The organism is Haliea atlantica (assembly GCF_054779855.1).
The window spans coordinates 58,882-80,660 of sequence record NZ_BAAGXL010000007.1 but is presented as its reverse complement, the minus strand read 5'-3'; the positions used below and the strand labels follow the sequence as shown (position 1 = coordinate 80,660).

General features: G+C 63.4%; 13 protein-coding genes. 7 read left to right on the top strand and 6 right to left on the bottom strand.

Translation table 11 applies throughout. From position 1 onward, the window contains the following. The gene (locus ACYVGS_RS08310; protein ID WP_460588208.1) at positions 1-2,442 is read left to right on the top strand and encodes a penicillin acylase family protein; all 2,442 of its coding nucleotides are present in this window, start codon (positions 1-3) and stop codon (positions 2,440-2,442) included. Positions 2,443-2,472: 30 nt separating this feature from the next. After that, positions 2,473-4,029 carry a cryptochrome/photolyase family protein gene (locus ACYVGS_RS08305; protein WP_460588207.1) on the top strand — a complete coding sequence of 519 codons (1,557 nt, stop codon included), beginning with the start codon at positions 2,473-2,475 and terminating at the stop codon, positions 4,027-4,029. Here ACYVGS_RS08305 and ACYVGS_RS08300 read toward each other — a convergent pair. Continuing rightward, positions 4,007-5,317: a cryptochrome/deoxyribodipyrimidine photo-lyase family protein gene (locus ACYVGS_RS08300; protein ID WP_460588206.1), complete on the bottom strand. Its 1,311-nt coding sequence runs from the start codon at positions 5,315-5,317 to the stop codon at positions 4,007-4,009. The genes ACYVGS_RS08305 and ACYVGS_RS08300 overlap by 23 nt on opposite strands. Positions 5,318-5,467: 150 nt before the next feature. Between ACYVGS_RS08300 and ACYVGS_RS08295 the strand changes: the two genes are divergently transcribed. From ACYVGS_RS08295 to gdhA, 3 genes are all read left to right on the top strand, one after another. Then, positions 5,468-6,922: a RimK family protein gene (locus ACYVGS_RS08295; RefSeq protein WP_460588205.1), complete on the top strand. Its 1,455-nt coding sequence runs from the start codon at positions 5,468-5,470 to the stop codon at positions 6,920-6,922. Beyond that, a complete protein-coding gene (locus tag ACYVGS_RS08290; protein ID WP_460588204.1) occupies positions 6,919-7,587 on the top strand; it encodes a 2OG-Fe(II) oxygenase in 669 nt (222 codons plus the stop codon). Before ACYVGS_RS08295 ends, ACYVGS_RS08290 begins: the two co-directional genes overlap by 4 nt. A 145-nt stretch (positions 7,588-7,732) precedes the next feature. Then, positions 7,733-9,088, top strand: a complete 1,356-nt coding sequence (gene gdhA / locus ACYVGS_RS08285) for a glutamate dehydrogenase (protein WP_460588203.1) — start codon at positions 7,733-7,735, stop codon at positions 9,086-9,088. Here gdhA and ACYVGS_RS08280 read toward each other — a convergent pair. The 5 genes from ACYVGS_RS08280 to ACYVGS_RS08260 all read right to left on the bottom strand — a co-directional run bounded on the left by ACYVGS_RS08280 (position 9,081) and on the right by ACYVGS_RS08260 (position 17,197). Further along, positions 9,081-10,709 (bottom strand): ABC transporter ATP-binding protein, encoded by a 1,629-nt coding sequence (locus tag ACYVGS_RS08280; RefSeq protein ID WP_460588202.1) that lies wholly within the window; start codon positions 10,707-10,709, stop codon positions 9,081-9,083. The genes gdhA and ACYVGS_RS08280 overlap by 8 nt on opposite strands. After that, a complete protein-coding gene (locus ACYVGS_RS08275) occupies positions 10,706-12,076 on the bottom strand; it encodes an ABC transporter permease (protein ID WP_460588201.1) in 1,371 nt (456 codons plus the stop codon). The genes ACYVGS_RS08280 and ACYVGS_RS08275 overlap by 4 nt, the downstream gene beginning before the upstream one ends. Positions 12,077-12,089: 13 nt before the next feature. Further along, a complete protein-coding gene (locus ACYVGS_RS08270) occupies positions 12,090-13,067 on the bottom strand; it encodes an ABC transporter permease (protein ID WP_460588200.1) in 978 nt (325 codons plus the stop codon). Between the two features lie 3 nt (positions 13,068-13,070). Continuing rightward, the gene (locus tag ACYVGS_RS08265) at positions 13,071-15,248 is read right to left on the bottom strand and encodes an ABC transporter substrate-binding protein (RefSeq protein WP_460588199.1); all 2,178 of its coding nucleotides are present in this window, start codon (positions 15,246-15,248) and stop codon (positions 13,071-13,073) included. A gap of 143 nt (positions 15,249-15,391) precedes the next feature. Beyond that, a complete protein-coding gene (locus ACYVGS_RS08260) occupies positions 15,392-17,197 on the bottom strand; it encodes a PhoX family protein (protein WP_460588198.1) in 1,806 nt (601 codons plus the stop codon). A 419-nt stretch (positions 17,198-17,616) separates the two neighbouring features. Here ACYVGS_RS08260 and ACYVGS_RS08255 point away from each other — a divergent pair, with 419 nt between their 5' ends. Beyond that, on the top strand, positions 17,617-20,175 hold the full coding sequence (locus tag ACYVGS_RS08255) for a TonB-dependent receptor (RefSeq protein WP_460588197.1): 2,559 nt from the start codon (positions 17,617-17,619) through the stop codon (positions 20,173-20,175). A gap of 72 nt (positions 20,176-20,247) precedes the next feature. Beyond that, the gene (locus ACYVGS_RS08250; RefSeq protein WP_460588196.1) at positions 20,248-21,774 is read left to right on the top strand and encodes an alkaline phosphatase D family protein; all 1,527 of its coding nucleotides are present in this window, start codon (positions 20,248-20,250) and stop codon (positions 21,772-21,774) included. The last annotated feature ends 5 nt before the right edge of the window (positions 21,775-21,779 follow it).

Below are 21,779 nucleotides of genomic sequence, written 5' to 3'. Positions count from 1 at the left end.
ATGTTCCGATTCGCCATTCTGGGTCTCTCCCTCCTGTTGGTGGCCTGTAGCGACAGCAGTGATCGCTCCGCCCCGCCGCCCCAGCCGCCGCTGCCGCCAGAGTCAAGCTACTCGGCGGAAATCCGTCGCACCGAGTACGGTATTCCGCACATCAAGGCCGATGACTGGGGCAGCCTCGGCTACGGCTTTGGCTACGCCTACGCCCAGGACAATTTCTGTGTCGCCATGCGTGAAATCGTCTTTGCCACGGGACGTTCCGCGGAACTGATGGGAGAGGCACAGGGCAGCGTAGAATCCGATTTTCTTTTCCGCTACCTGAATGGCGACAAGGCGAGTTTCGAGCGTGAGTTTGTCGACAGTCTGCCGCAGTTTGCCCGCGACCTGGCCGAGGGTTACACGCGCGGCATGAACCGCTACCTCGAGGAGACCGGGCTGGACAATCTGCCCGAGGGCGATCTGGGCCGTCGCAATGCCCCCTGGGTGTTCGCGTTTGACAGCGTCGATCTGTTCCTGTTTCTGCGCCGGGAGGCCCTGCGCGGCAGTTCCGACCAGGGGCTGTTCCGGCGCGCGATCCTCGCGGCGAACGGGCCCGACGGCGAGGGCGCGCCCGCCGCAGCTTCCGCGGCTGCGCTTTCCGGTGCCATGGGGCGAGCGGTGCCGGCCGTGGTGCCCGATGACCGGGGCAGCAATGGCCTGGCGCTGGGCAGCGGGTTGACGCGCAACGGCCGTGGCATGCTGCTGGGCAACCCGCATCAGCCCTGGTTTGGCGCCGGTGCCTGGTACCAGGTGCATCTGACCTTGCCGGGGCAATACGATGTCGCCGGAGCCGCGCTGCACGGTTTTCCCTTTGTCGGTATCGGCTTCAACCGGGATGTCGCCTGGACACATACGGTGTCCTACGCGAATCGCTTCAGTCTCTACGAGCTCAAGCTGAATCCGGACAATCCGCGAGAGTACCGCTACGGTGATGAATGGCGCGAGATTGTCGAACGGCCGGTGAGTATCCAGGTGCGACGCGCGGATGGCAGCCTGGAGACCCGTGAGAAGAGTTTCTGGGAGTCCCACTACGGACCGGTGGTGGATCTGGCCGAAGTGAGCCCGGCCCTGGCCGGCTGGCCGATGTTCAATGGGTCGGTGCTGGCTTTCCGGGATGCCAACCTGCTCACCGGTATCCGCGGTATTGAGCAGTGGATTCGCAAGGGCCAGGCCCGGGACCTGGATGACTACATTGAGGCCCTGGGCAATATCGGCAACCCGGTGTTCCACGAAATCGCCGCGGACCGCCACGGCGAGGCCTTCTACGGCGAGCTTTCGGCGGTACCTTTCGTGACCAGCGAACAGCTGGAGCGCTGTATCAACGGTTCCATCGGGCCCCTGCTGGCGGGTGCAACGAGCAACGTGATTCTGTCGTTGGACGGTTCTGACCCTGCCTGCGAGTGGGGCAATGACCCGCGCGCGCCCGCCGGCAGCAACCTCTACAGCGCCGCGCAGCTGCCCCAGCTGCGCACCACGGACTATGTGGGCAACAGCAACAACAGCTACTGGCTGAGTGATGCCAACCAACCGCTGGAGGGCTTCCCCGTGGTGATGGGGCCACTGGGTGGGGAAGGGCAGCAGCAATTCCTGCGCACGCGCATTGGACACCTGATGGTGGAGGAGCGGCGCCGGGCCACGGACGGTCTGGATGCCCAGCCGCTGTTTGACCTGGAAATGCTCAAGGCGATGATGTACAGCAACCGGGTGCATGCGGCCGAGCTGGTGCTGGAGGATGTCATGGCCGTGTGTGCGATGCCTTCGGCCGAGCCGGTACTGGCTGCCTGCAATGCCCTGGCAAATTGGGATGGCCGGGTTAATCTGGAGAGTCGTGGGGCCCAGGTATTCATCGAGTTCTGGCGGGCGATACGCGACGACCTGGCAGACCCTTTCCAGAACGTGGTGGACAGCGAGACTTTCTGGGCGCAGGACTTCGACCCGGAGGATCCCTTGAATACGCCCGCGGGGATCGATCTTACCCTGCAGGACAATCAAACGCGTGTGATCGCCGCCCTGTCTACCGCGGAGTCGCGGCTGGCAGCGGCCGGGGTTGCGCTGACTGCCAGCTGGGGCGAGCTGCAGTTGCTCGAACGCAATGCACAACGCATCCCGATACACGGCGGCCCCGGCCCGATGGGGGTGTACGGTGCGATCAGCGCGAACCTGGTGGACGGTGGCTACATCAACCCGACCAGCGGCAACTCCTATCTGCAGGCGGTGACCTGGGATGAAAGCGAGTGTCCTGTCGCGGAGGTCGTTCTGGTTCCCTCGCAGTCCACCAATCCCGCCTCGCCGCATTTTGCGGATCAGACCGCGCTCTATTCCGACAAGCAGTGGCTGCGCTTCCCCTTCTGCGAGGCGGAAATCGCCGCGGCGCAGATCGGCGACACCCTGCTGCTCGAGGAGTAGGCCCCGGGCGCAGGTCGCGGCAGTCCACTTGTGAGACTGCCGCGTATTACCGCCATGACGATTCGACACCTGAGATTGGTGCTGGGCGACCAGCTGTCCTTCGAGAATCCGGTTCTGCAAGAGGGCGACCCGGAACACGATCTCGTGCTGATGGCCGAGGTGGTGGAGGAGACCCGCTACGTGCGCCACAACCGGCACAAGCTGGTGCTGGTGCTGTCCGCCATGCGGCACTTTGCCCGCGAGCTGGAATCCGCCGGTTGGCGGGTTCGCTACATTGATCTCGGGAGCCAGTGCCCGAGCCTCTTTGATGCCCTTGTCCGTACCGTCGAAGATACGCAGCCCGAGGCGGTCTGCTGCACCGAGCCCGGCGAATATCGCCTGCGGCACGCCATGGCCGACTGGACGCGGGCACTGGATGTGCCTTTCGAGTTGCTGGGCGATACCCGTTTCCTGGCCTCCCATGACGACTTCCGCCAATGGGCGGCGGGGCGCAAGCAGTTGCGCATGGAGTATTTCTACCGCGACATGCGGCAGCGTTACGGCCTCTTGCTGGACGGCGACGGCGGGCCCGAGGGAGGCCGCTGGAACTACGATCGCGAAAACCGTGCCGGCTGGCGGGGTGAGGACGTGCCGCCGCCGCGGGAGGGTACCTCCCCTGATGCCCTGACCCGGGCCGTGATCCGCGAGGTGGATGAACGCTTTGCCGACTGCCCGGGCGATCTGTCGGAGTTTGCCTGGGCCGTGACCCGGGAGGATGCCGAGGCCGAGCTGGAGGCCTTCTGCCGGCGGCGCCTCTCCCGCTTCGGTCACTACCAGGATGCCCTGGCCGACGGTGAGCCCTGGCTCTTCCACAGCCGCCTCTCCGCCTATCTGAATATTGGCTTGCTCGAGCCCCTGGCCGTCTGCCGCCGGGTTGAATCAGCCTGGCGCGCGGGCGACTGCGAACTGGCGGCCGCGGAGGGTTTTATCCGCCAGATCCTGGGCTGGCGAGAATATGTGCGCGGCATCTACTGGCTGGAAATGCCTGGCTACCGTGAACGCAATGCGCTGTCGGCGCACCGTCCGCTGCCGGCATGGTTCTGGACCGGTGACACGGACATGCGCTGTCTCTCCCAGGCCCTGGAGCAGAGCCTGTCACTGGGGTATGCACACCACATCCAGCGGCTGATGGTGATCGGCAATTTTGCCCTCCTGGCGGGCCTGTCGGTGGAGGCGGTCTGCGAGTGGTACCTCGGCGTCTATGTGGACGCCTTCGAGTGGGTGGAGTTGCCCAATACCCTGGGGATGGCGCTGCATGCGGATAACGGCCTGATGGCCAGCAAGCCCTATGCCGCCAGCGGCAAATACGTCCAGCGCCAGGGCGACCATTGCCGGCATTGCCGCTACGATCCGCGTCGGGTCACCGGCGAGGACGCCTGCCCCTACAATGCGCTGTACTGGCATTTTATCGACCGCCACCGGCAGCGTTTCTCCGGCAACCCGCGCATGAAACTGGTGCTGGCCAATTGGCGGCGCAAGCCCGCCGCCGAGCGCCGGGCGATCACCGACTGGGGAGAGGTCTTGCTCAGTCGTCTTGAGGCAGAGTGATCGGCCAGTCCGCGGCGTCAGTGACATAGCGAGGCTGCTGCGGCCGGTGTCCCCCCCACTTGGCGATGAAGACCCCCTCGGGGTCGTGTTCCCGTGTCTGCTTGTCCAGGTTGAAGTGTCGGCCACCGCGGGGGTCGGCGCCTGCGCCGGCAATGTATTGCCAGTTGCCGTAGTTGCTGGCCATGTCAAAGTCGATCAGGTGGTGCTCGAAAAAGGCCGCGCCAAAGCGCCAGTCCACGCCCATCTCGTGTATCAGGCAGCTGGCGCTGATCTGTCGGCCGCGGTTGCTCATCCAGCCGGTGGCGACCAGTTGCCGCTGCAGGGCATTGACCAGGGGATAGTCGGTGTCACCCTGGCACCAGCGGGCGAAAGCTCGCGGATCGAAGGTACACAGGCGCTGACGGCGCACGCCCCGTCCGTGGGGCCGGAACAGGAAGTGGCCATCGCGGGCGGCGCGCCAGTGGAAGAACTCCCGCCACAGCAGTTCGCGAAACAGGGCCTCGGTCGACGCGGTGCTGCCGGACGCCTCTTCGGCTACGCCCAGCGCGTGGGCGACCTCCCGCGCTGACAGCGCCCCGGCGGCCAGCCACGGCGAGAGGGTGCTGGAGCCATCGAAGGGATTGAGGGTATTGCGGGTCTGGGCATAGTCCGCCAGGCCGTCCGTTGCGTCGAGGTATTGTTGCAGGCGCCGATGCCCGGCCAGGCTGCCGCCGCGCAAAGGCAGGGCGGTGGGCGGACGCGAGGGCTCTGCCAATGGCGGGAAGGCCAGCCCACGGGGAGGCGGTGGCAAGCGATCCGGCGCCTGTAGGGGCGAAGGTATGGGAAGGGTTTCCACCGCCTTCCGAAAGGGGGTGTAGTGCGGGGGGAAGTCGTCCAGCGCGAAGGGCAGGTGACGCCTTTCCCAGAGGCTGTTCCCCGGGTGTATCTGTAGCGGCACGGCGAGCCGCTCCTGCAGCATCCGGCGCTGGCGCGCCTCGTAGACCCCGGGGTGAAAACTGGTGCCCACGCGTTCAATCTGCCACTGGCGCACCAGCCGGGGGAGTACCTGCTCGGCCTGGCCGCGCACGACCAGCAGGTCCTGGCCGCGGGCGCGAAGCGCTGTCTGCAGAGCTTGCAGGTGTTCCCATTGCACGCGCTCACGCTGTGGCCCCATGCCGTGCTGGTTGCACCAGGCGGGCCACTCCTGCCAGATGTAGACCAGCACCAGTTCCCGGGCAGCAATGTGCTCCAGCAGCCCGGGGTTGTCCTGCAGGCGCAGGTCGCCTTGGAACCAGTAGAGTTCGCGCATGAATCCTTTCCCTGTCTGTGGCAGGGTGTACGCTATCGCACTGCAGTCAGATTGCCAGTGACCGTGGTTGCCAACACCCTGGCAGCGTGCTATCTAGCCTGCTTTCTTCCGCCATGTTCAAGCGCGACCCGGTCGCGGTGAGATTTCCCCATGTACAAGACCATTATCGTCGTCGACGAGGCCGATTCCCAGCTGCTGGAAGGGACCCAGGAAGTGATTTCCTTCGAGCGCTACCTGCAGGACTACCCCAAGCGCAACGAACCGAAGACCCGCATCATCAACCTGTGCGATACCGAGTATTACCTCAGTCGCGGCTATTACTGTTCCCTGCTGGCGGAGGCGCGGCAGCACCGCGTTCTGCCGACCATCAGCACCATCAATGACCTGCGCGACCTGACCCTGGGCGCCGACGATGACGTCAACCTGGGGGGCTATGCCGGGCTGGTGCAGGCGGCGGGCGGGGAGCTGACCTGTATCGCCTATTTTGGTTGGGTCGAGGACGAGCGCCTGACCCGCCTGGCCCGGCGCATGTTCGATCGCTACCCCGCGCCGCTGCTGTGCCTGCGTCTATTCGAAGAGGGCGGCGAGCTGCGCCTGAGTGTTCGCCGCCACGCCTATGCCCGGCTGAGTTCCGAACAGCGGGCGCTGTTTCAGCCGCGTCTCGACCGTTTTATCGAACAGGTCTGGCGCTCTTCGTCCGCGCGCAAGCCCTCGCGCTGGGACCTGGCCATCCTGATCAATCCGGAGGAGCGGATTCCCCCGAGCGACAGCGAGGCGATCAAGCGTTTTGTGACTGCCGCGGCCAAATCGGGTATCAATGCGGAAACCATCACCGCCCGGCAGGCCGGCCAGATAGCGCAGTACGATGCCCTGTTCATTCGCGAGACCACGGCCATTGATCACTACACCTACCGCCTGGCCCGCCGCGCCGAGCGCGAGGGCCTGGTGGTGATCGACGATTCCACGTCCATTCTGCGCTGCTGCAACAAGGTGTTCCTGCACGACGCCTTCAGCTACCACCGGGTACCGTCCCTGCGCACGCGCACGGTGATCAGTGCCGGCGAGGCGGAGCTGGACGCCATCGAAGAACAATTCGGCTACCCCTGTGTGTTGAAGATGCCAGAAGGCTCCTTCTCCCGGGGCGTATTCAAGGTCGACACGCGGGAGGAACTCGCCGCGCGCCTGACCGAACTGCTCAGTGACACGGCGCTGGTGCTGGTGCAGGAGTATCTCTACACCGATTTCGACTGGCGTATCGGCGTACTCGCCGGGCGGGCAATTTACGCCTGTCGCTACCACATGGCACGCAACCACTGGCAGATCTACAACCACGGTGCCAAGCGCCACAGTTCCGGGGGTTTCGAGACCCTGCCGACCTTTGAGGTTCCCAAGGTGGTGCTCGATGCGGCGCTAAAGGCGTGCCGGGTGGTGGGGCAGGGGCTCTACGGCGTGGATATCAAGCAGAAGGGCCAGCAGGTCTATGTGCTCGAGGTGAACGACAACCCGAGCATCGAACACCGTGTGGAGGATGCCTACCTGGGCAAGGAGCTCTACATGCTGATCATGGCCGAGTTTCAGCAGCGCCTGGAACGTCGCGGCCGATGAATGCCCCGCTTGCCGCTGTGCCTGCTGACGCCGGCGCCTTGCCGGTCGAGGATCGCCTGTTTGCGGCTCTCGCGGAGGGGCTGCGTGGCCGCGGCTATGCGGTCTGTCCGGATGCCCTGCCGGACACTCTGCAGGAGAGCCTGCTAACGCACCTGCGACAGATGCCCGACAGCCAGTTCCACCGGGCGGGCATTGGTCGGCAACAGGACTTCACCCTGGCGGGCAGCGTGCGCCGGGGTGCGATCTGCTGGATCAATGGTGAGTCACCCGCCGGGCAGGCCTGGCTGGACTGGAGCGCGGCCCTGCAGACCCGCTTGAATCGCGAGCTCCTGCTCGGCCTGTTTTCCTTCGAGAGCCACTTCGCCCATTACGGCCCCGGGGACTTCTACCGGCGGCATGTGGATGCCTTCGCTGGGGAGGCCAACCGCCGCCTGTCGCTGGTGGCCTATCTCAATCGCGACTGGCAGCCGGGGGAAGGTGGTGAACTTGTGCTCTATACTGCGGAAGGTGAGCTGAGGGTGTCGCCGCGTCTGGGCACCCTGGTGGTGTTCCTGAGCGAGGAGTTTCCCCACGAGGTTCTGCCCGCGGCCCGCGATCGCTATTCCATCGCCGGCTGGTTTCGGGTCAATACCTCCAGCGCACAGCGTATCGACCCGCCTCGCTGATGTACGTGCGGGTAGACGTGGGCACGGTCTGCCGCTACCCTCGCACAGCATTTTGACATCTGCACCAATGGGGTGCAGGTTAAGCACAATTATGATGCGTCATGACCCCGTGACGTCAAAGACAGCAAGCATCAGGAGAGCACGCGTGAACTCACACTACGCCGATGACCTGGCCACCTTCATGGCCGGGGTGGAGCGCCGCAATCCCGGCGAGCCGGAATTCCTGCAGGCGGTGCAGGAAGTGGCCATGGATATCATCCCCTATATCGCCGACAAGCCGATCTTCCGGGACCTCAAGATCCTGGAGCGCATGACCGAGCCTGACCGCATCGTCAGCTTTCGGGTTGTCTGGGAGGATGATAACGGCGAGATCCGCGTCAATCGCGGCTATCGCGTGCAGCAAAACAATGCCATCGGCCCCTACAAGGGCGGGATACGCTTTCACCCCTCGGTGAACCAGTCGGTGCTCAAGTTCCTGGCCTTTGAACAGGTGTTCAAGAACAGCCTCACGGGCCTGCCCATGGGCGGCGGCAAAGGCGGCGCGGATTTCGACCCCAAGGGCAAGAGTGACCGCGAGATCATGCGCTTCTGCCAGGCCTTCATGACCGAGCTGCACAAGCATATTGGCCCTGATACCGATGTGCCTGCGGGCGACATTGGCGTGGGTGCCAGGGAAGTGGGTTACATGTTTGGCCAGTACAAGCGTATCGTGAACCGCTTCGAGGGTGTGCTCACCGGCAAGGCGCTGGAATTTGGCGGCAGCCGCATCCGTGCGGAAGCCACCGGCTACGGCGCTGTCTACATGATGGAGGAGATGCTCCAGCACCACAACGAGTCGATCGAGGGCCGCACCTGTGTGGTCTCCGGTTCCGGCAATGTGGCGACCTTCTGTGTGGAGAAGTTGCTCGAGCTGGGCGGCAAGGTGGTGACCATGTCGGATTCCGGGGGCTATATCCACGACCCCGAGGGAATCACCCAGGAAAAACTGCACTGGGTGATGGATCTGAAAAGCAAGCGTCGCGGCCGCATCGAGGAGTACGTGCGGGAGTTCGGCGGCAGCTACCACGAGGGTGAAAAGCCCTGGTCGGTGCCCTGTGACCTGGCCTTTCCCTGTGCCACCCAGAACGAGATTTCCGCGGAGGACGCGCGGATGTTGCTGGACAACGGCTGTCGCGGGCTCTCGGAAGGGGCCAACATGCCCACGACGCCGGAGGCGATCCGCACCATCCAGGCGGGGAAAAACCTCCTGCACGCGCCGGGCAAGGCGGCGAATGCCGGGGGTGTGGGTGTCTCCGGTCTGGAAATGAGTCAGAACAGCCTGCGCCTGCAGTGGACCCGCAAGGAGGTGGACGAGCACCTGCGCAAGATCATCCGCGGCATCCACGACCAGTGCGTCGAATTCGGCACCGCCGCCGACGGTCACGTCGACTACTTCAAGGGCGCCAATATCGCCGGCTTCAACAAGGTGGCGGCGGCGATGATTGCCTACGGCGTCATGTAGCGTCGAGCGTCGGCACCGAGGCCAGCAGGGCCTGGGTGTAGGGGTGCTGCGGAGTCGTCAGAATCTGCTCCGCGGTGCCCTGTTCCACCAGTTTCCCCCATTGCATCACACCGACCCGGTGCGCCAGTGAGGGCACAATCGACAGGTCGTGGGTGATGAACAGGTAAGACACCCCGAACTCCCGCTGCAGTTCTGCCAGCAACTCGAGTACCTCCGCGCGAATCGAGACATCCAGTGCACTGGTGGGCTCGTCGCAGATGATCAGCTGCGGGTTGACTGCCAGGGCGCGTGCGATGGCGACCCGCTGCAACTGGCCGCCGGAAAATTCGTGGGGGTAGCGGCTGGCGTGAGAGGGCTCCAGCCTGACCCGCTGCAACAGTTCACGAATCCTTGCATCGCGCCGATCGGTATCCGCTTCCACCCCGAGACTGAGCATGCCCTCGGCGATGATCTCGCCGACGCTCATGCGCGGATTCATGGACGAGAAGGGATTCTGAAAAATCACCTGTATCTCTCGACGCCAGGGAAGCATGCCCTGGCGATCGAGCTTGTGCAGCGGCTCACCGCGGAAATGAATGCTGCCCCCGGCAATCGCTTCGAGATTGAGAATCGCCCGGCCCAGGGTGGACTTGCCACTGCCGGACTCCCCTACCAGGGCAAAGGTTTCCCCGCGGCGAATCTCCAGCGAGACCCCGTCGACGGCGCGGGTGTAGTCGACAACCCGCTGCAGCAGGCCCTTGCGCACCGGGAAGTGGACCTTGACGTCATCCAGCACCAGGAGCGGTGCTTCGCTTGTCGGCTCGCGGAAATGAGCGAGGTCCGGCAGGGCATCGATCAGGGCGCGGCTGTAGGCCTCTTTTGGTGCATGGAAGAAGTCGTCCACCGCGGCGCGCTCGATCAGCTCCCCGCGGAACATCACCCCGACTTCGTCAGCAGTTTGTCGCACCACGCCCATGTCGTGGGTAATCAGCAGGACGGCAAGCTGGCGGGAGTGGGTCAGCTCGCGGATCAGGCGCAGCACCTGGTCCTGGATGGTGACATCCAGGGCGGTGGTGGGTTCGTCGGCAATCAGCACTTCCGGCTCGCAGGCCAGGGCCAGGGCGATCATCACCCGTTGTTGCTGCCCGCCGGACAGCTGGTGGGGAAAGAAGCCAAAGCGTTGCTCAGGCTGGGGAATGCCCACCTCGGCAAACAGGTCGACCACCCGCTGGCGCAGGGCCTGCCCGCGCAGGGCCGTATGCAGTTTCAGGGTCTCGGCGACCTGCTGCCCCACGGTCTGTACCGGGTTGAGGGCACTCATGGCGTTCTGGAAAATCATCGCGACACGCCGGCCGCGCACTTCCTGCATCCGCGCCTCGGGCAGATTGAACAGATCTTCCTGGCCCAGGAATACCTGGCCCGCCGTGATGCGCAGGGCTTCCGGCAGCAGGCGCATGCTGGCCAGGGAGGTGACCGACTTGCCGCTGCCGGACTCCCCCACCAGGGCGAATATTTTCCCAGCCTGCAGCTCCAGGCTGACGCCCTTGAGAATGGCCTCGCCACTCTCCGCCACTATCACCTCCAGGTCCCTGATGGCCAGGCTGCCCGCAGTCATGGTCGTTTCCTTTTGCTGTCGGCTCATGCCTCTGCCCTCCGCAGGCTGGTTCGCGGGTCGAAGGCATCCCGCACCAGGTCGGCGAAGAGATTGGCGGCGAGGACCAGGGTGAACATGAAGACGAAGGCCCCGCTGAGGGTCCACCAGATGGTCGGTGTGCGCGACAGCTCCGAGCGCGCGCCGTTGATCATGTTGCCCCAGCTGCCCATGGACGGGTCGACGCCCACACCGATGTAGGAGAGCACCGCCTCGGCCAGCACCAGGGCGCTGAAGTCGAGGACGAAGGTGATCAGGATGATGTGCACGGTGTTCGGCAGGATATGCCGGGCCAGGATCCGCGTGTGGCTGACACCGAAGGCGTGGGCCGCCTGCACATAGCCGAGCTGGCTGATTTTCAGGGTCTCCGCGCGAATCAGCCGGCACAGGGACGACCAGCTGGTGACCCCCAGGATAAAGCACAGGGCGATAAAGCGGGCGTCTGCCTTTTCCATGCCGACGTCGAAAAAGTCGGGGTTGAGGTCGATATAGACCTGGAACAGCAGCACCGAGGCGGCGATCAGCAGGATGCCGGGGATCGAGCTGAGTGTGGTGTAGAGGTACTGCACCACATCGTCCACCCAACCCTTGAAGTAGCCGGCCATGACGCCCAGGCTGACCGCAATGGGCAGCATCACCAGGGTCGCCAGGGTGCCCAGCAATACGCCGGTGCGGATGCCCTTGATTGACTGGTAGAGCACGTCGGCGCCGCCCAGGTCGGTGCCCAGAATATGGTAGTAGCGGCTGAGATAGACCATCCACGCGGCCAGACTCACCAGGGTGGCCTGCACCGCCCAGGAGGCGTGCCAGGGATAGGTACTCCCCCGCAGCCACCACCACTGGGGCAGGATCAACAGGGCCGAGAACAACAAGCCGATGCCCAGTCCCACGGCGCTCTTGCGGGCCACGTCGGGCCACTTGTCCGCCGGGTCGTCCAGGTGCCGGCCGGCGTGCTCGAGAGGCGGGAAGTCGCGGATGTCATTGCCCGCGGCGTCCTTGATTGTTTGTTTCTCGAAAGAGAGCAGGGCAAAGGGCGCGGAGTAGGTGCGTTCAAAACGCTCCCCCATGCCCCCGGAAAGCACGTCCAGCACGCTGGTCACGCGGTTGTCATAGTAGACCTCGCCGCCGCTGTTGCCTTCGGGGTTTTCCAGGGCGCGGCGGAAGTGCAGGGAGTCGAGCAGCGCCACCAGCACATAGGCGATGATGACCGTGAAGGTCACCATGCCCAGTCGGGAGCGAAACACTTCGCCCCAGCGCTCGCGGGTCTGGGGATCCCGGCGCAGGCGCCAGAAGAACAGCACCAGGGCGGTGACCAGCAGGAAAATCAGGGCGTCGGACCAGAGCAGGACGGGCTTCATGACAGCGGCGGCCTCAGGACAGGCGAACCCGGGGGTCGGCCCAGGTATAGGAAATGTCGGTGAGAATGAGGCCGACGATGTAGAGGATGGAGCCGATGAACACCATGCTGCGGACGATGGCGAAGTCCTGGGAGCGAATGGCGTCCAGCATGTAGCTGCCGAGGCCGGGAATACCGAAGAAGGACTCGATCAGCAGGCTGCCCATGAACAGAGCCGGGATCAGCACCACCACGCCGGTGAGGATGGGAATCATGGCATTGGGCAGGATGTGCCGGAACAGGATGCGCAGTTCGCTGCAGCCCTTGGCCCGCGCGGTGCGGACATAGTCCTGGTTGGCCTCTTCCAGGAACAGGGTGCGATACCAGCGGGCGCCGGCGCCGATGCCGGCCACCACTCCCACCAGTACCGGCAGGATCAGGAACTTCCATACCTGCCCCTCGGGATGAAAGCCGGAGATCGGCACCAGTTTCCAGGTCTTGGCCACCAGGAATTGACCACCAATGATGTAGAACAGATAGGAGATCGACATCAGGGCGACGAATACGAGGACCGCCCCCCGGTCCAGGGGGGTGGCCCGGAACATCACCACCATCAGGGCAACGCAGATATTCACCCCGATACCCACCAGGAAAGTGGGCAGGGCCACCGCCAGGCTGGGCCCCATGCGCGTGGTGACATCGGTGGTGATGTCCCGTCCGCTCTCCGAGCGGCCAAAATCGAAGGCAAACAGCTTCACCGACTTGTTGAAGAAAATGGTATCGGTGAGCGTTTCCACCCCGCCGGCATCGGGGTTCAGGAACAGGGGTTTGTCGTAGCCGTGTTTGCGCTTCCAGTTGTCGATGGCTTCGGGCGTGACGTACTTGTCGCCCAGTTGGGAAACCGCCATGTCGTCGGGCGAGTTGACCACGAAGAACAGGGCGAAGGTGAGCAGGTTGACCCCGATCAGGATGGGAATGGCGTAGAGCACGCGGCGGATGATGTAGGCAAACATCGCTTATCCTCGCAAACGGGCGGTGGCGCGCAGGCGGCGGCGGTAGGCCAGCACACCCGGCAACAGCAGGGCGACGACCAGGCCGCCCCCCGCATACAGGGGCCAGGTCACCGGCTGGTTCCAGGCCACCCGCTTTTGTTGGCGCATCGCGTCGTCGATACGCACATACTTCAGGGTGTTCTTGGAGATACCGTGGCGCTTGTTGTTGTGCACCCAGGGATTGTTCAGGTAGATGTCCTTGGGGTAGTAGGCGTAGAGCCAGACGGCATCCTCCCGGTACATTTCGACCATGCGGGCGACCAGGGCCTCGCGCTCAGGCCCCGGCGGCAACACCCGCATGCGGCGGAACAGTTCGTCGTATTCGGGGCGCTCGTAGCTGCTGTTGTTGGCGCCGTCACACTCGCAGATCAGCGGGCTTTCCGGACTATAGAGCAGAAACAGGAAGTTCTCCGGGTCCGGGTAGTCCGCCAGCCAGCCGTGGGAATAGATCTGGGTGTTGCCGGTCAGCAGCTTTTCCCGGGTGCGGTTCCAGTCCGCCGGACGGTACTCCACCTGCACGCCGATGCGCTCGAAGGCGCGGCGAATCCAGTTCATGCTGGTGTTGGAGATGGCCTGGCTCTGGACATCCATGAAGATACGCAGCGGCTCGCCAGTCTCGGCGTGGCGGCCGTTGGGGTAACCGGCCTCGGCCAGCAGGCGCCGGGCTTCCTCGATCGGTTTGCGGCGCGCTTCCCCGTCCACCCAGTCGTAGACGTAGGGATTGATGCCGGCCTCGCCCTCCACATGACCGGGGATGCCCGGCGGAATGGGGGAGTGGGCGGGGATGCCGTTGCCCTTGTAGAAGATGTTCAGGTATTCCTCGGTGTCGAAGGCGATCTGCAGGGCCCGGCGCAGCTTGCGGCGCTCCTCGCTGTAGCCCCCGAGCACCGGGTCGCGCATGTTGAAGCCGTAGTAGTAGATGCCCGGCTTCACGTCCGGGGTGATGGTGATACCGTGGCCGGCCAGCTCCTCGGACAGTTCGACGCCGTCGGGGCCGACCACGAAGGCCTGGTCAAAGACCCCGTTGGTGTTGCCGTGGGTTTCCCCCGAGCGGTCGTAGTAGCCCTGCAGGAACTTGGTCCAGAGGGAGAGCACTTCCTTTTCCAGGCGGAACACCGCACGGTCGATCATCGGCAGGCGTTTTCCGGCATCCGCCAGCAGGCCCGCCTCGGCATCCCCCGGTGCGCCCTCGGTGGGGTAGAAGTCGGCGCGGAAGTTTGGGTTGCGCTCCAGCACGATCTCGCTGTTGGGGTCGTTCTTGACCATCATGAAGGGGCCGCTGCCCACTGGCCACCAGTCCAGAGTCAGGTTGCGGTCGGCGAAGCCCGGGTTGTGGAAAAAGCGGTCGACTTCCCGGGGAATGGGTGCGAAGAAGTGCATCGCCAGCCAGTAGACGAACTGCGGGTAGCGGCCGTGGATGGTGATGCGGTAGCGGCGCTCGTCGAGGACCTGCAGGCCCCGCATGTCGAAGGTGTCGAGATCCAGCCACTGGCCGCGCTCTGCTGTCTGCACCTGTTCGGAAAACTCCCGCATGCCGACAATGTACTGGCCCATGAAACCCAGCATGGGGGAGCCCAGGTAGGGGTCGGCCAGGCGCTTGATGGCATAGACATAGTCCTCCGCGCGTACCGGACGGGAGCCGGTTTCGGGGAAATCGCCGACCTGGCGGTAGCGCCGGCCTTTCTCCGGGTCATCGAAGCGGTAAAGGGGTTCGCCGCTGTCATCCCGGGCAAAGGCGGGGTGAGGTTGGTAGTGGGCGTCTTCGCGCAGGGTCAGGGTGTAGCGGGTAAAAGCGACCTCGCCCTGTGACGGGTCTATTACCACGCCGTCGGCATTCAGGTATTCCACCTCGGGAAAGTCCTCGGCCCCCAGGGGAATCAGTTCGTAGGGGCGCTTCAGGAAGTGGTAGCCCATGGGCGGCTCGTAGATCTGCATCAGGAACAGCGACTCGTCGCTGGCATAGGACACGGCCGGGTCCAGATGCTTCGGCGGGGCCGGGGTGAACATGGACTGGTAGGTGATGCCGTCGTCGACGGGGGGCGGGTGGGGATTATTCCAGGGGCCCTTGCCACAGCCCGTCAGGGCCAGGCCAAGCAGCAGGGGGGCCACCCAGGCGCGCCGGGCAACTGAGGTCAGGTCCATGGGAGAATTCCGGGCAATCGAGAAGGCTGCATGTTAACAGCATTGACACCCGGGGTTAATCCATTCGCGTCTCGGCCATCTGGCGAACCGCTGAAAAAAGCCCCGCGGAGGCGGGGCAAGCACGCAACGGTATCGGTCTTCTCTCAGCTGCCCACGATGCCACCATCCTTGCGGCGAATCGCCAGGGTGCAGTCGCGCGGTATGCGCTGGCTGCCCGGCGGGGCGGGAAAACAGGTCAGTGTCGGGTCGCCATTGCCGGGGTGCTGGATATTCACGAAGAGAGTGCGACGATCGGGTGTCGTGGTGATACCGGTCACCTCGCAGTCGGTGACACCGCTCAGTAGCCGGTGCAGGACAGGGCGCCCCTCGGCGTCCGCTGCCGCCACCAGCAGCTGGTTGTTGAGGCCCTTTTCCTGGTCGCCGTCGGTGGCGATGAAAACCCGGCCATCGGGGTCGATCCACAGCCCATCGGGCGAGCTGAGGGTGTCGGGGTCATCGGTCCCGTGTGTCTCGTCGGCAATCAGGAAAATATCCCAGCTGAATGTGGTGCCGAGGTGATTCCCGCTGTCCCGCCAGCGGATGATATGGCCGTGGGGGTTGGGTGCGCGCGGGTTGCTGGCGGTGGGCTCCTGCCGCTCGGTGTTGTTGGTCAGGGTGCAGAACACCGCGCCGTCGGGCCCCACGGCGGTCCACTCCGGGCGGTCCATGGGCGTGGCACCGACCAGGTCGGCGGCTTCCCGGGTAAAGGTCAGCATTTCGGCGGTGCTTTCGAAGCGTTCCCGCAACACCGCCGAGTCCATGCTTAGCGGCAACCACACACCACTGCCGTCGTCGTTGAAGCGCGCTACATAGAGGGTCCCGTGGTCCAGTGGGCTTTGTCCACGCTCACGCAGCTTGCGCCAGTCGTCGCTGGAAACGAATTTGTAGATGTAGTTGAAGCGCTCGTCGTCGCCCATGTAGACGACCACCCGTCCATCACCACCCTCGACCAGGGCCGCCCCCTCGTGCTTGAAGCGCCCGAGTGCCGTGCGCTTGACTGGCACGCTGTCCGGGTCGAAGGGATCGATCTCCACCACCCAGCCAAAGCGGTTTTCCTCCCCGGGAAACTGTTCACTACTCAGGTCAAAGCGCGGGTCCAGGTGATGCCAGTCATAGCCCTGGCCCGCGGCAATCAGCCCGTAGCGGGCCTGGCGGTCGCTGGGAGTCCAGTCCTTGTTGGCACCGAAGTAGTCGTCAAAGTTCTCCTCGCAAGTCAGGTAGGTCTGCCAGGGGGTGTGCCCGTTGGAACAGTTGTTGAGCGTTCCCCGCGCGCTCTGCTCGGGTTTCAGCCAGGGGCTGCCCGCGGCCGGCCCACTGAAACGAACAGGACTGCGCGCATGAATGCGCCGATTCCAGGCGCTTTCCCGTACCACGTTCCAGACCCCGTCTTTCTGTTGCAGCTCCACGACCGAGACCCCGTGGGCATGCTGGCTCCGGCGCAGCTCTTCCAGGTTGGTCGGAGAAGACTTGCCGAGCACGTGCTGGTTGTAGCCGAACTCGTGATTGATCACCAGCAGTCCGTGATCGCTGTGCTGTTGGAAGGGGAAAAAGGTCATGCCGTCATGGCCGATACCCACCTGTTGTTCCTGCTGCCTGGCTGTGGGGCGCTGCAGTGGGTGGCCGTCCCAGGCAGGTACATCCGCCGACAGCGGCGTTCCCCAGGGTATGAGTACCTGGAATTCGTAGTCCGGCGAAATTGTTGGAAGCGGCCCGTGGCCACTCGCGACAGGCACCGGGCGGAACCCTATCAGCGGGCGTTGGCCCGCTGCCTGCAAGGAGCTGGCGGGCAGCAGTGAGCCCAGCGCGGCCAGCAGCGACCCGCGCAACACGGTGCGGCGCGACAAGTGACGATCCAGTACCTGGGTGAATTCTGCAGAAGCAGAAGACAGCAATTTCTGATGGTGATTCATGAAAAGACGATTCCTGTCGCGAGACGCGTTACTCAATTTGGGGCGCAGTATGCCGACGCAATATGTCAGGGGGGTGACACCAGGGGTGTATTAAAAGCATCGCAAAAACATCATTGCCTTGTCACCCCGCCGCAATCAGGCCCCTCGAGAATGCCCGCGAGCCTGGAGCTCGACGGCGTCATCGACGTCCGATTTCACTGTGAGGAAATGACGTGCCCTGCCCACGATAACAATCGGCCCAATTCGAGCCGTGAAACCAGACGCCGTTATTGACTCGAAATTTGATCGGAAACAAAGCAAGGGGAATTTTATCCATGAATAGCAAGTGGGCGGGAAACCGCGGAATTATTCAGCAACTTTCCCGGGGGGCACCATTCCGCTGGTCGTCGCTGGCAATCGGGGTCCTTGCGGCGAACACTGTGCACACCGCTGTGGCCCAGGATGCCGCGGCGTCCAAGCGGGCGCAAAAGTACGAAGAAGTGATTGTTGAGGGCAAGCGGATCGACGAGAACGTCACCGAATTCGCCATGGACATGGTGCAATACGGAACACAGGTACAGTTGATCAGCGCCGAGGAAATCGCCACCGGTGGCTTCACCAACTTTGGCGAGCTGGCTGCCGGTCTCATCCGCGGCGCCAACGTGGGCTATTCACCGGATGAGGGTGAATTCACCATTCGCATCGATGGCGGCACGGACCGCGATACCCTGCTGCTGTTGAATGGTGTTCCCACCTTTGACCGCGGCACCCCCCTGGAAACCATTTGGGGCGCGACATCCCTGGATCCCCGGATGATCGAGTCCGTCGAGGTCTATCGCGGCGGCCAGAGCCTGTACTACGGTGGTAATGGTGGCCTGGGTGTGGTCAATGTGTTCTACAAACAGCCCCATGCGGGGGAGCCGGTCAAGGGCGAAATCGGCGTGTATGGCGGTTCCTTCAAGACTCGCGAAATGTATGGCAATGTCTCCACGCCGCTGTTTGGCACCGACAACCACGCACTGATGGTTTTTGGTCGCTCCTATGAGACAGACGCACACCGCATCTTCGATCGGGAGTCCCACGTGGATACGGTTCGCGCCGTCGGTGGTTATCGTGATTTTCCCTACCGCTACAACCTGATTGGTGCCAAGTACGTCTGGAACATCGATGACAGCTCTGAGTTCCGCGCTGGCTATCAGTTTGCCACGGTGGACTTCGATGATTCCTTCCCCAATTACACGGTGTATCAGCCGAACTACACCGAGTTTCCGATTTTCGATGCGACTTTCAAAAAGCGCTTTAACGAGACCACCAGTTTCGAGGCGGAGGCCTACTACATTGCACCCTCGCTGAAGAACACCGAGCTGGATATTCAGACCTGCAACATTCCGCGACTGCAGGACTTGCCAGAGGAAGTCCAGGCGATGGCCGCGGCCCGGGGAATCAGTGGATTTTCCACTGCCACCCAGTTCGAGAATTTTGCCAATGGCATCGATGGCCTGGCTGCTGGCTGCGTGACCAATCCCTACGGTGCGGTGCGCAGCGGCGCAGCTGTCAGCGCCTACGACAGCTATTACGCCGACGAGAATGGCGTGCCCTATGGCACAGTGGATAACCCTTTCCCCATTGGTGCGCCCATGGGCACGGTGGTCCAGAGCAGCAGCTCCTTCAGCGGCGACACCACCAAGGGCTTTGGTAACGGCACGCAGTTCAAGGCCGGTTACGTGGATTATGGTCTGAACATGCGCGTCAAGAAGGACTGGAACGACTGGTTCAGCAGTGTGGTTGGTATTCAGAATATCAGCTACGAGGATAACTCGGCAGCAGAGTACGGCATGTCCGACGAGACCGTGCGCTCCACCGGTGTCTACGCAGACCTTCGCTTCAGCTTCGATATTCTGGCGGGTACCAATTTCTCCATCGCCGGCCGGCAGGATGACAACAACCTCTACGAGGACAAGTTCATCTGGAAGTACGGCTTCCGTCAGAACTTCGCCAACGGGGTCTATGTGCGCTCCAATGGTGGCACCTCATACAGCAACCCCACTTTGTCCGAAGTTGGTGCCCGTGACGGCCTGGTCAATAACCCGAGCCTGGAAACCCAGTCAGTCGAAACCTACAGCTTTGGTGTGGGCGTTGATGGCGAGCTCTGGGGAGGCAGCTATAACGTCGAACTGGGCTATTTCGACACCTCCATCGAGGACTTGTTCGGCAGTTCCAGCGTTGAGCGCGTATGTCCGGAAATCGCCGCCCTGACCGGCGAGACCCAAAACCTTAATCCGGACATACAGATTCCCGGGGCATTCTGCAGTTTTGCACTTCAGGAGTTCGAAGCCGGGAGATTCACCGGGAACGAGGTGGCCTATTTCAATCGCAGGAGCACGCAGGACATCGAAGGTATCAACTTCGATGTGTCCCTCGATTTTGAAAAATGGCAGCTTGATTTCACCTTCACCGACATGGAGTCGGAGGAGCCCAATCCGATCTTCGGCCTGAGTGCGCTGGAGCAAGGCACGGGTACAGCGCTGGACTTTGTGGTGCCCGGCACTGCCGGAAGTTCCGCTACCCGTCAGTCAGCCGAGCGTCCCGAATGGTCGGCTTCCGCACTGCTGACCTACACGCCCACCGATCGCTGGGTTTTCGCCCTCAACCCGAAATGGCAGGGCCCCGAGTGGGCCTACGGCAACGGCATTAGCTCGCGCCTGGTCGACGAGAATGGTCAGCGCAGCAATCCCGACCTGAATTTCGGTGACTACTTCCTGCTCAACGGGTCGATCCAGTACTTCATGGGCGACAGCCTGCAACACCGCTTCCTGCTGCGGATGGTGAATATCCTGGACGAGGAAGCCTTCGAGCGCGCCAGCGCATCGGCGGACAAGGGCAGTTCCTTCGCCGCGGTACGCGGTGAGTTGGGTCGCTACGATGGCGACTACTACTACCAGTACGGCTGGAACACCAAGCCGCGCTCCATCTGGCTGCAGTACGAATACAAGTTCTGAGGTCGGCGTCGATCTCGCTATCCATGCTTGCGGCCTCCAAGGAGGCCGTTTTTTAATCCTGGAGCATCCGAAATGATTTCACGCAGACGTTTTTTACAGACTTCCAGTGCCTTGCTGGCACTGACACCGGTGATCGGAAACGGTGCCAACAATCGCTATCCCTTTACCCTTGGCGTAGCTTCCGGCTCACCCAGCGATAGTGGCGGCATTCTGTGGACGCGCCTGGCGCCGGACCCCCTCCGCGGCGGGGGTATGCCTGCAGGCCGGGTCGAGGTGCGCTACCGCGTGTGCCGTGATCAGGCAATGCGCAGCACGCTGATTGATGATGTGGTAGTGACCAGCGATGACAAGGCGCACAGTGTTCACGTGTCCTTGCAGGGACTGGAGGGGGGGCGCGACTACTGGTACCAGTTTTATGTGGGGGAGGATGAAAGTCCCGTTGGTCGACTGCGCACCACCGACCCCCGGGCTGCGTCGGCCCGTTTTGCGCTGGCATCCTGTCAGGCCTGGGAAACCGGCTATTACGCGGCCTGGCGGGATGTCGCCGAGTGGGCGCCGGACTGCGTCATACACGTGGGTGATTATATCTACGAGGGTGGTGCCAGTGCCCTGGGCCGCCACCGTCGTGGCAGCGGTGAGACTGCACTTGAATACGAGGTGGTGCGTCAGCACAGCGGCGGCGAGATCACCACGCTGTGGGATTACCGCAATCGCCATGCCCTGTATCGTTCGGACCCCCACCTGCAGGCGGCCCATGCGGCCAGCCCCTGGCTGGTGGCCATGGACGATCACGAAGTCGACAACAACTGGGCCGGCCTGATCCCCCAGGACCCCTGGGCGCAAACCGAGCAGGAATTCCGTATTCGCCGTCTCGCGGCTTTCAAGGCCTGGTACGAACACATGCCGGTTGCCCAACCCCCGGTGATTCAGGGCCTGGAGAGTCGGCTGCAGATGTATGGTGCCTGGCGCTTTGGGCCTGCCCAGGTCCACCTGCTGGATACCCGTCAGTACCGCTCGGACCAGGTCTGCGGCGATGGCTTTCCCGGAGATCCGGCCTGTGCACGACGCGATGATCCCGGCCGCAGCATGACGGGTGACAAGCAGGAGCAATGGTTGTTGCAGCAGCTCGCTCGCAGCGAGGCATCTTTCAATGTGATTGCCCAGCAGACCTGGATGACGCCCTATCGCTATGCATCCGGCGAGCGCTACAACATGGACCAGTGGGACGGCTATACCGCACAGCGCAGACGCCTGCTGGAGGCCATGCACGGGGTGCGCAATCCGGTGGTCCTGAGTGGCGATTGGCACTGTGCCCAGGCATCTTCGTTGCACCTGGACCCCGAGGACAGGTCCTCGCCCAGAGTGGCATTTGAGTTCGCCTCCACCTCGATATCCTCCCTGTGCAGCTGGCAGGACCGGGTACATGAGGCGGCCCCGGATAACCCGCATGTGACTTACGTCAACGGTCGACAGCGCGGCTACACGCGCTGTACTGTTGGCCTGGACAACTGGTGCAGCGAATTTCGTGTTGTGGACGATCCGCTGTCGGCATCCTCCCCCCTGCGCACGGACTTCGAGTTCAACACGCGGGATGCCTGAAAAAA